At 73.3% G+C, this 8,195-nt stretch carries 9 protein-coding genes; 2 read left to right on the top strand and 7 right to left on the bottom strand.

What is annotated here, in order from left to right; all coding sequences use genetic code 11:
• Positions 1-237 precede the first annotated feature (237 nt).
• On the bottom strand, positions 238-1,023 hold the full coding sequence (locus tag ACFVUY_RS08190) for an SDR family NAD(P)-dependent oxidoreductase (protein WP_387728206.1): 786 nt from the start codon (positions 1,021-1,023) through the stop codon (positions 238-240).
• 157 nt (positions 1,024-1,180) lie between these two features.
• On the opposite strand from ACFVUY_RS08190, the gene ACFVUY_RS08185 reads away from it, so the two are divergent.
• A complete protein-coding gene (locus ACFVUY_RS08185; RefSeq protein WP_387728204.1) occupies positions 1,181-1,816 on the top strand; it encodes a TetR/AcrR family transcriptional regulator in 636 nt (211 codons plus the stop codon).
• Between the two features lie 131 nt (positions 1,817-1,947).
• Here the strand turns inward: ACFVUY_RS08185 and ACFVUY_RS08180 are convergent, their stop codons facing one another.
• From ACFVUY_RS08180 to ACFVUY_RS08155, 6 genes are all read right to left on the bottom strand, one after another.
• A complete protein-coding gene (locus ACFVUY_RS08180) occupies positions 1,948-2,949 on the bottom strand; it encodes a phospholipase (RefSeq protein ID WP_387728202.1) in 1,002 nt (333 codons plus the stop codon).
• A 255-nt stretch (positions 2,950-3,204) separates the two neighbouring features.
• Complete coding sequence (locus tag ACFVUY_RS08175; RefSeq protein WP_387728200.1) at positions 3,205-3,789, bottom strand: hypothetical protein; 585 nt, start codon at positions 3,787-3,789, stop codon at positions 3,205-3,207.
• The gene (locus tag ACFVUY_RS08170; RefSeq protein ID WP_387728198.1) at positions 3,789-5,180 is read right to left on the bottom strand and encodes a hypothetical protein; all 1,392 of its coding nucleotides are present in this window, start codon (positions 5,178-5,180) and stop codon (positions 3,789-3,791) included. The genes ACFVUY_RS08175 and ACFVUY_RS08170 overlap by 1 nt, the downstream gene beginning before the upstream one ends.
• Positions 5,177-5,986, bottom strand: a complete 810-nt coding sequence (locus ACFVUY_RS08165; RefSeq protein ID WP_387728196.1) for an ABC transporter ATP-binding protein — start codon at positions 5,984-5,986, stop codon at positions 5,177-5,179. The genes ACFVUY_RS08170 and ACFVUY_RS08165 overlap by 4 nt, the downstream gene beginning before the upstream one ends.
• A 46-nt stretch (positions 5,987-6,032) precedes the next feature.
• Complete coding sequence (locus ACFVUY_RS08160) at positions 6,033-6,860, bottom strand: zf-HC2 domain-containing protein (RefSeq protein ID WP_387728195.1); 828 nt, start codon at positions 6,858-6,860, stop codon at positions 6,033-6,035.
• Positions 6,857-7,417, bottom strand: coding sequence for an RNA polymerase sigma factor (locus ACFVUY_RS08155; protein WP_350597094.1), 561 nt, complete (start codon positions 7,415-7,417; stop codon positions 6,857-6,859). The genes ACFVUY_RS08160 and ACFVUY_RS08155 overlap by 4 nt, the downstream gene beginning before the upstream one ends.
• A 146-nt stretch (positions 7,418-7,563) precedes the next feature.
• On the opposite strand from ACFVUY_RS08155, the gene ACFVUY_RS08150 reads away from it, so the two are divergent.
• Complete coding sequence (locus ACFVUY_RS08150; RefSeq protein WP_359898998.1) at positions 7,564-8,142, top strand: TetR/AcrR family transcriptional regulator; 579 nt, start codon at positions 7,564-7,566, stop codon at positions 8,140-8,142.
• Positions 8,143-8,195 lie beyond the last annotated feature (53 nt).

Here is an 8,195-nt window from a genome sequence, read left to right as displayed (position 1 = left end):
CGGACCCTCCGGGCTTCGTTCTTTCGTGTTTCCAGCTTATCAGATGTTTTCCGCTCCGTTTTCCGGAGTTTCATTCATTCGATTCGCTTTCGCCTTTCGGCGCTCCCGAACTCTATCAGAGCTTTTCGGTCCGTTTTCCCCGGTCATTCTCGAATTCAGATTCGAACTCGTTCCGAGGGGCCGTCCCGTGGGGCAACCCGGAGAACACTACTCCCCTCCGGGTCGGAGACCAAATGCTCAGACCGCCGGGCTCGGCCGGGTGACCCGCTCGGCGACCGCAACCGTGGCGCGTCGCGGCAGGAGTCGGGGCGCCAGGGTCCCGAGACGGTTGAGGAAGCCGTCGACGACGCTCGGCCGCCCCTTCTCCAGCGCTGCCAGCGTGGTGGCGACGACCTGCTCGGGCCGCCGGCGGATGCCCACGGCGGCCTGCTCGCCGGCGACGTCGAAGAACGGGGTGTCGGTGGCACCGGGGCAGATCGCCAGGGCGCGGACGTTGCTGCCGCGGAGTTCGTTCGCCAGGGCTTCGGTGAATGAGAGCACGTACGCCTTGGTGGCGCCGTAGACGGCCATCCGGGGAATCGGCTGGAATGCGGCCGTACTGGCCACGTTCACCACCGCGCCCCGGCCGCGCTCGACCATGCCGGGCAGCAGCCGGGCGGTCAGGTCGGTGAGCGTGGCGCAGTTGAGCTGCACCTCCTCGGCCATCCTCGTCGGATCGCTCGTGGCGACGGCGCCGAAGGTCGCGAAGCCGGCGTTGTTGATCAGGACGTCGACCGTCACCTGCAGCTCCTCGACGCGGTCCTGCAGCTCCGCGGCGGCGCCGGGGCGGGCGAGGTCGAGCGGGACGACGTGCACGGTGACGCCGTGCGCCGCCCTCAGCTCCTGCTGGAGGCGGTTCAGCTTGTCCTCGCTGCGGGCGACGACGGCGAGGTCCGACCCGCGGGCGGCGAGCTCGCGGGCGAAGGCGGCCCCGATGCCGGTGGACGCTCCCGTGATCAGGGTGGTCTTGCGGGCGAAGTCCATGACTCTCCTCGATGCGACGGGGTTCGGTTGCGGTTGGCGGCCGGCGCCCGGCAGTCGGCGCTCGGCGGTCGGCGAAGACCCGGGTCCGCTCCACGGGCCCCAATGTAGACACCGCCAACAATGTTGTCAACGACTACATGCTCGTATGCTGATGCCCATGCGAACGGGCCACTACCACCACGGAGACCTCCGCGCCGCGCTACTGGAACGCGCCGAACAGACCCTGCGCGAGCAGGGCGCCGACGCGCTGTCCCTGCGCGAGCTCGCCCGCTCGCTCGACGTGAGTCACGCCGCGCCCAGCCGCCACTTCAAGGACCGGCGTGCCCTGCTCGACGCCCTCGCGCTCGCCGGCATCCAGCGGCTCACCGCCGCGGCCCGCAGCGGTCTGGCCAGGAGTGGGGACGGCTTCCGCGAGCGGGCCTTCGCCGTCGCCCGCGCGTACGTCGACTTCGCCGCCGACCACGGCGCACTGCTGGAGCTGGCCTTCGCCCGCAAGCACGACCCCGCCGTGACGGACGGACTGGAGCTCGCCTGGCAGCCGCTGAAGGACGACCTCCGCGCGCTCATCGCCCTCGGCCAGGCCCAGGGACTGATCCGGGCCGGCGACGCCGACCGGATCGGCGCCATCCTCTTCACCGCCGTCCACGGCGTGGCCGCCCAGACCGCGAGCGGTCGGCTCTCCGGCCCGGCCCTGGACGAGGTCTTCGACGACCTGCTCACCCACCTGCTCCGCGGCCTGGAGCCGGGCACTGACGACGAACCGCTGGCCGAGCCCGCCGCCCCGACCTGCTGACCGTCGCCCAGCGGCTGCCACCCCACCGACCGCCACCCCACCAGCGGCCGCCCGCCAAAGAGCGGCCGCCCCGCCGAAAGGCAGCCGACCGCACCCGGCCTGCGCCGGGTGCGGTCGGGCCGGGCCGTCTCCTACTTGAACAGGCGGTCGCCGCTGGTGGCCATGCGGTGGGTGCCGCTGTGGTGGTTCACCCAGTCCCTGACCAGGTTGACGGCGTTGGCGCACTGCCAGCTGTTGTCGTACTCCCGCACGCCGGTGAAGGCGCCGTAGCCGGCGATGATGCCGTCCACCTGCGCGTCGCCCAGCAGCTTGTCGACGTACCAGGGGTCGTTGTAGGTGGTCGTCCAGGAGAGGGTGGCCGCGAGTCGTCCGGCGGCCCGGTCGGCGGCTCCCTTCTTCAGTTCCGCGCATGTGTTGTAGGTGGCCTCCGTGCAGTTGCCGAAGCCCTTGGTGATGTCGCTGTCGCCGTAGTCCATCGCCCGGCGGCCGGCCGGGAATCCGGTGCCGGACTTGGCGAAGGCGCTCTGCACCTGGTCGCGGGTGCCGGTCGTGGTGATGCCCTCCAGCGGGCCGAGCCTGCCCTCCAGGCTCTTCCAGCCCCGGCCGCCGACGTCCGGGGTGCTGCCGCCGTGGTACTCGTAGAAGCCGTAGAGCACCTGGATGCCGGCGGCCGTCAGCCGCTGGGCCTTGTCGCGCAGTCCGGCGACGCTGCAGGTGCGGTTGGGCTCCTCGCCGCAGTAGTTGGGGTCCTTGATGTCCAGCCAGACCAGCGACAGCCGGCGCCCCGCGTTGGCGTTGGAGACGATGCGGTCGAGCATGCTGTCGAAGCTGGGGCCGAGCCGGTTCTCGCCGGCCGAGGAACAGTCGTGGTAGGCGCGCCACTCGTTCGGGTTCCACCAGGCGCAGACGTCGATCTCGATGGAGTTGGCGCCGTGGTTGATCGCGGCGTCCACGCCGTCCAGGGTGTCGACCCGGTGCGCGATGGCGTAGATCGGGTGACGCTGGTCGGCGGCGGCCGCCGCCGGGGTGGTGCCGAGCGCGGTGGCACCGACGATCCCGCACAGCGCCGCCGCCAGTACCGGGAGGGTTCGCGAGCGGGTGCCGCGCCTGGGGTGAGAGGTCAAGGGGGACACTCCTTCTTGTCGGTGTACTGACAGGACGATCCCACCAACTGCGCCTCGGCGTACGGCAAACGGGCCATGAACGACATCCGGGGGGACTCGGCCGGGACACCGGAACGGTCGTCCGTCAGCCGAGCGGCGCCAGCACCCCGTGGGCGTCGGAGGAGTACGCGTCGAGGCCGGGGTGCCGCTTGAGCAGGTCCGCCACGCCGCCGAGGGCCCGGCCGGCCGCCCGCCCGCGCCCGGAAGCCGCGGGCGGGCCCTGAGTCAGCGCCTCGGGCCGACAGCGGCGTACAGCGCGCCGCCGGTCACCAGCAGCACCACCGCGGTCCAGGTGGACGCCTCCGTGCCGGGGGGAAAGGTCATCCAGCCGAAGGCCTTCCCCACGGTGGTGGGCGGCAGCGGCGGGACGAGGACGGCGAACGCCAGCCAGCCGGTCGGCAGGGCCCAGGCCAGGTGCGCCCCGCAGAGCACCGCCCCGAGCGCGGCCAGGCCGACCAGGCCCGCACTGTCCCGGACGACGACCTCGGTGGGGACGAACGTCGGGCCCACCGCCTGGACCGCCAGCAGCGCCGCACCGGCGACCGCGCCGATCAGCACCGTGTGCGCGGCCCGGCGGGGCGCCCACCGGATCGCGGCCGTCCGGTCCAGTGCGAGGTCCTGTCCGCCGAACCCGACGGAGCCGGCCGCCACGCCCGCGGTGAGCACGTAGAACGCGGTCGGGTCCATCGCATCCGTCGCGCCCGTGCCGTAGCCCCGGGTGAGGGCCCACACCGCCAGCGCGACGAGCACGACCGCGGCGGCCGAGGCGGGCACCTGCCGTGAACGCGCGTACAGCATCAGCCACCTCATCACGACACACCTCCCACCGGCACCTCGCGCAGCCTTGCCGTGCAGGAGAGGGCCGCGGTGCGCAGCTCGGCGATCCGCGAGCGCTGCTCGGCGGGCGCCAACCCCTTCAGCGTATGCCAGAGGGCGTCGGCGTCCGCCCATGCCCTGCGCGAGAACGCGTCGGTGTCCTGCTCCGCCATCGGCCGGAGGGCGGGGTCACCGAGGGCCCAGCTCACGACGGCGCTCTGGAGGGCGATGTCGTTCTGCGACCCGCCCTCCCGGGAGGTGCGGGCGTGGCAGCTCGGTGCCAGCCCCTGGGCGACCAGCGCGCGGGTCAGGTCGTTGCCGGTCGCGTCGATGAACAGCTGATCGTCGAAGTCGACCAGCACCGCGTCGGCGGGGAGCGAGCGGGGATCGCCGAGCGCGCGCAGCGCGGTGTCCTCCCGTACCGAGGTCGGTGCCTTGTCGCCCAGGGACTCGTGCAGCACGCGCAGTGCCTCCCGGCCGCGCGGCGCGAGCTCGGCCAGGTGCGACCGGCTGGCCTGGGTCACGCACACCGGTCCGTCGCACACCATGGCCGCGGCGGCCTTGTCGACGACGTAGCTGTCGCGCGCGGCGGCCGGCAGGACCAGCAGGGCCACGGCGGCGCCGGCCAGGACGGGGGTCACCGCGAGCAGCCGGGCCCGGCGGGTGGCGGCCGCCAGCAGCGCGAGGCCGGTGGCGAGCAGGCCGAGCAGCCAGACCGTCTGGCCGAGGTGGACGGAGTCGGAGAGGGTCAGCAGCATCTGCCGCGGGTCCGCGGTCACCGGGGACAGCAGGCCGATCCGGTTCGACGTCCTGCTCTCCGGCACCTCCCCTTCGATCCGTATCCGCAGCATGCCCGTCACCGCGAGGCAGGCCACCACCAGGGCCGGCGGGGTGAGGACGGAGGGCAGCGTCCGCGCGACGCCCATGGCGAACACGGCGGCCGCGACGAGGCCCAGGACCGCCACCAGCGAGATCGGCAGCCAGCCGACGCCCATGTAGGTGGTCGGGCCGAACGCCACCTGCGCTCCGCCCACGACGACGAGGAGGCCGAAGCCCACCGCCAGCGCGAGCCCGATCGCACCCGCCGGCAGCGCCGCACGGCGCCAGGCCGGCAGCGGCGTGGTCGTCAGCAGTTCGGTCATCCGCGAGCGGGGCTCACGCAGCCCGTACACCGCCCCGATGCCGACCACGAGCGGCAGCCAGAAGACCAGCAGGGAACGGGTCCACATGGCCATGGTGGTCCACTGGGCCGTCCACCCCGCGGTGCCCCTCGACCAGATTCCGTCGTACAGGAGGAAGACCGCCAGGCTGCCGCCCAGGACGACGGCTCCGGCCCACGGGGCTGCCGAGCGCTTCAGTTCGGTTCGCAGCACACGTCGGTTCACCAGGCGCTCCCCTGCTGTCCGGAGGTGCGGAGCAGCGCCGAGTAGCCGCGCTCCAGGGGGCTGTCGCCGGGGTGCTCGGTGCTGCCCGCGGCGGCCAGTTCGTCCGGCGTGCCCTGGAAGACGAGGCGGCCGTCGGCGAACAGGACCACGTCGGAGCAGGCCGCGGCGACGTCCTCGACGAGGTGGGTGGAGACGACCACGCAGGTGTCGCGGCCCAGGTCGTTCAGCAGCTCGCGGAAGCGCAGCCGCTGTGCCGGGTCGAGGCCGGCCGTCGGCTCGTCCAGCAGCAGCACCGCCGGGGAGTTGACGATGGCCTGGGCGATGCCGGCCCGCCGCACCATGCCGCCGGACAGGGTCTTCATCCGGTGGTCGGCGCGGTCGGCCAGGCCGACCCGTTCCACGGCGCGCTGGACGGCCTCGGGGACGTCCTTCTTCGGGACCTCCTTCAACCAGGCCATGTACTCGACGAACTCGCGCACCGTGAAGCGCTTGTAGTAGCCGAATTCCTGCGGGAGGTAGCCGATGCGGCGGCGCAGGGCCCGGTGGTCGCCCGCCCTGCCCAGGGAGGTGCCGAGCATCTCCAGTTCGCCCTCGGTGGGGCGCAGCACCGTGGCCAGGGTCCGGATCAGGGTGGTCTTCCCCGCCCCGTTGGGCCCCAGGAGGCCGTGGGCGCCGATGCCCAGGGAGAGGTCGAGGCCGTCGACGGCCATCTTGTTCCGTCCGACGCGGACCTTCAGTCCGTCGGCCCGGATCTCCCAGGCGTAGGTCTTCGGCGCGGTGTCGGCCGCGCTCGTCACGGGTGTCATGCGGTGGTCCCTTTCGATGGTGGGCATTCGAGGGCGGACATGGGTTTCACAGCGTCGAGTACGCGTCCCTGCGGGCGATCACGGCGCCGGCGCCGAGCGCGAGGAGCAGCCCCCACAGGGGCAACCGGTCCGGTTGCAGGGCCAGTTGCAGGACGGAGGGGACGCGGCCGGTGAGCGACGCGGGGGCCAGGACGACGGCGCCCCAGGCGAGCGCCAGCCCGACGGCGGCGCGGGTCACCCCGATCACGCTGCCCAGTGCCAGGGCGGTGGAGGTGAAGGCCAGGGAGGGCAGCAGCCACTGTGCGGCCGTCATGGTCCCGGTCAGCCATCCCCCCAGCAGCAGCGGGGGCAGGACCACCACGAGGACCGCGGTGGTGCGCCTGAGCAGCAGGGGCAGACCGGCCCGGGCGGTCGAGGCGGTCAGTTCGTGTGCCGGGTCCAGGCCGCTGGACCACGACGCGGCGACGCCGCACAGCGGCAGCACCGGCGCGATCAGCGACACCAGTGAGGAGCCGCCGAAGCGCTCCGCCGGCGCGACCGCGTCCAGCAGCAGCGCCAGCAGGGTGACGACGGCGGTCATGGCCAGCCACGGGGTCATCACCGGCGTCAGCCAGGACGACACCCATCCGGGCCGGTACCGCCGCGGGGCCACTGCGGCGGCCGCGTCCAACTGCGGTTCCAGGCCGGCCCGGACGGTGTCGACGAGCGCGGCGATGCCGGGCACCCCGGTGGCCACGGAGGCCGCCAGCCGGCTCCGGCAGGGCGCGCAGGTCTCCAGGTGGGCCTCCAGTGCCCAGACCGTGTCCGCCGCGATCGTCGTGTCGCCACGTGCGTAGTCGTCGATCAACTGACTGGACGCGTGTTCCCTGCTCATGCGAGCGCCTCCCGCATCGCGATCCGGGCCCGACGGGCACGGGTCTTGACCGTGCCTTCGGGCAGTCTGAGCAGGACCGCGGTCTCGCGGACGGAGAGCCCGTCGAGCACCGTGGCCTGCAGTACCTCGCGGAGTTCCGGCGCCAGCCGTCTCAGGGCGTCGCCGACGTCGCCGCCGACGGTCCCGGCGAGCGCCTCCTCCTCCGCCGCGGGCACCACCGCCCGCTCGGCCGCGGCGACCGGCGGTTCGGCGTGGTGGGCGCGGCGCCGGAACGCGTCGACGAGGCGGCGTGCCGCGATCGTCCACAGCCACCCGACGGCCGTCCCGCCGACCGCGCTCCCGGCGAACGCGCCGGCCGCGCGCCACACCGCGAGGTAGGTCTCCTGCATGACTTCGGCGACGATCTGCTCGTCCGCGCAGCGGCGGCGCAGCCGCACCGCCAGCCATGGCGACGTGCGCCGGTACAGCTCGTCGAACGCCCCGCGGTCTCCCCTGGCCACCAGCCGGAGGAGGCGCTCCTCGTCCAGCTCGTCCAGTGCTCTCCTGCGTGATCTCACACCAGCCAGACGCGCGATCCGGCGCCCGGGTTCTGGATCCGGCGTGACCTGCGTCACATTCCGTGCCGGGGCCGCCGGCTCCGGCTGATCGGTCGGTCAGCCGGAGGGCGGGACCGGCGCCCGCGCCGCCGGTAAGGTGGTCGATCGTGGCCAGTCGTAAAACGTCGATCATGGAAGCAGCGGCGCGGGTGATCGCGCGGCGCGGGGTGCGCGGACTTCGGGTGGAGGAGCTCGCGGCCGAGGCGGGTGTGTCCACCGCGCTGATCTACTACCACTTCAAGGACCGTACGGGGATCCTCCGGCAGACGCTGGAGTTCATCAACGACCGGGCGGAGCGGTACACGACCGAACGTGCCGAGGACGCCCCGCCGCTGACGCCCCGCGAGGAGTTGGAGCAGACGCTGCTGCTGGAGCTCCAGGACACCCCGGAGGTGCGGGAGAACAGCACCGCCTGGGGCGAGCTGCGGGCGAGCGCGGTGTTCGACGAGACGCTGCGCGAGGACCTGGCGCGGGCCACCCGGATCTGGGTGCAGGAGGTGGCGGAACTGCTCGGCGACGTGCGGCCGATGGCCTCGGCGGTCGCGCTGGCCGGCGCGGCGGAGCGGCTGACCGCGCTGCTGGAGGGGCTGAGCACGCGCTGGCTCAGCGGCAGCCTGCCGCTGGCGCACGCCCGCACCCTGCTGACCGAGGCGATCGAGGTCGAGGTGGCCCGGCTCGGGTCCTGAGCCGTACGGACCGCGCAGGGCTTGTCACGCTGCGCGGGGATCCCGTCAAGGAT

Origin of the sequence: Kitasatospora sp. NPDC058063 (genome assembly GCF_042885395.1) — a bacterium.
GTDB lineage: Bacteria > Actinomycetota > Actinomycetes > Streptomycetales > Streptomycetaceae > Kitasatospora > Kitasatospora lactacystinica.
The sequence above is the reverse complement of the archived record's forward strand: the minus strand, read 5'-3'. Positions and strand labels throughout refer to the sequence as shown.

Bases quoted from the DNA above. Each gene is read 5' to 3' on its own strand.
- ACFVUY_RS08160 (WP_387728195.1), bottom strand. From the start codon at position 6,860: ATGAGCAGGGAACACGCGTCCAGTCAGTTGATCGACGACTACGCACGT.
- ACFVUY_RS08190 (WP_387728206.1), bottom strand. From the start codon at position 1,023: ATGGACTTCGCCCGCAAGACCACCCTGATCACGGGAGCGTCCACCGGC.
- ACFVUY_RS08185 (WP_387728204.1), top strand. From the start codon at position 1,181: ATGCGAACGGGCCACTACCACCACGGAGACCTCCGCGCCGCGCTACTG.
- ACFVUY_RS08165 (WP_387728196.1), bottom strand. From the start codon at position 5,986: ATGACACCCGTGACGAGCGCGGCCGACACCGCGCCGAAGACCTACGCC.
- ACFVUY_RS08175 (WP_387728200.1), bottom strand. From the start codon at position 3,789: ATGAGGTGGCTGATGCTGTACGCGCGTTCACGGCAGGTGCCCGCCTCG.